Below are 1,652 nucleotides of genomic sequence, written 5' to 3'. Positions count from 1 at the left end.
CCAATCCCGGAACTTTATGTGTCCTATGAGTCTGCTCAGAAACTTAAGTTCGAAGCTTCTGATCTGACCAGCCATGACCTGAGCCCGCGTCAGATCTGCGATCTGGAGCTTCTGATGAATGGCGGGTTCAACCCGCTCAAGGGGTTTCTGACCGAAGCTGATTACAACGGCGTGGTGGAGGACATGCGCCTGGCTGACGGCACGCTCTGGCCGATGCCGATCACGCTGGATGTGAGCGAAGACTTCGCCGACAGTATCGAGCTGGGCCAGGACATCGCCCTGCGTGACCAAGAGGGCGTGATCCTCGCCACCATGACCGTCACCGATCGCTGGACGCCGGACAAGGCGCGTGAGGCCGAGAAGGTGTTTGGCGCCGATGACGATGCGCATCCTGCGGTCAACTACCTGCACAACGTGGCCGACAAAGTCTATCTGGGTGGCCCCGTGACCGGCATCCAACAGCCCGTTCACTATGACTTCCGCGGCCGCCGCGACACGCCAAACGAACTGCGCGCCTATTTCCGCAAGCTGGGCTGGCGCCGCATCGTGGCCTTCCAGACCCGCAACCCGCTGCACCGCGCGCATCAGGAACTGACCTTCCGCGCCGCGAAGGAAGCACAGGCCAACCTGTTGATCCACCCGGTTGTCGGCATGACCAAGCCGGGCGACGTGGATCACTTCACCCGCGTGCGGTGTTATGAGGCGGTGCTGGACAAGTACCCGGCGTCCACCACCTCGATGAGCCTGCTGAACCTGGCCATGCGCATGGCTGGCCCGCGCGAGGCGGTCTGGCACGGGCTGATCCGCGCCAACCACGGCTGCACGCACTTTATCGTTGGCCGCGACCACGCAGGCCCGGGCAAAAACAGCCAGGGCGAAGATTTCTATGGCCCGTACGACGCGCAGGACCTGTTCCGCCAGTATCAGGATGAAATCGGCGTCGAAATGGTCGATTTCAAACACATGGTCTACGTCCAGGAACGCGCCCAGTACGAACCCAATGACGAGATCAAAGACAAGGATAAGGTGACAATCCTTAACATTTCCGGAACGGAACTGCGCCGCCGTCTGGCCGAGGGTCTGGAAATCCCCGAATGGTTCAGCTTTCCCGAAGTTGTGGCCGAGCTGCGCAAGACCAAACCTCCGCGCAGCCAGCAGGGCTTTACCGTGTTCTTCACCGGCTTCTCAGGCTCGGGCAAATCCACCATCGCCAACGCGCTGATGGTCAAGCTGATGGAGATGGGCGGACGCCCGGTGACGCTGCTGGATGGCGACATCGTGCGTAAGAACCTGTCGTCCGAACTGGGCTTCTCGAAAGAGCACCGCGACCTGAACATCCGCCGGATCGGCTATGTGGCGTCCGAGATCACCAAGAACGGCGGCATCGCCATCTGCGCGCCCATCGCGCCCTACGCCACCACGCGCCGTGCCGTGCGCGAAGAGATCGAACAGTTCGGCGCCTTCTGCGAAGTGCATGTCGCCACCACCATCGAGGAATGCGAACGCCGCGACCGCAAGGGCCTGTACAAGCTGGCCCGCGAGGGCAAGATCAAAGAGTTCACCGGTATTTCCGACCCTTATGACGTGCCGGAAAACCCTGAACTGAGCGTCGAAACCGAAAATGTCGAAGTCGACAACTGCGCTCATCAGGT

1 protein-coding gene is annotated in these 1,652 nt (G+C 61.1%); it reads left to right on the top strand.

The window, feature by feature from the left end:
- A partial coding sequence (locus GOV91_RS22485; protein WP_171237134.1) for a bifunctional sulfate adenylyltransferase/adenylylsulfate kinase occupies positions 1-1,652 on the top strand: 1,652 nt, incomplete at both ends.

Origin of the sequence: Ruegeria sp. HKCCA6837, assembly GCF_013034475.1 — a bacterium.
GTDB lineage: Bacteria > Pseudomonadota > Alphaproteobacteria > Rhodobacterales > Rhodobacteraceae > Ruegeria.
This window is presented reverse-complemented; position numbering and strand designations above follow the sequence as displayed.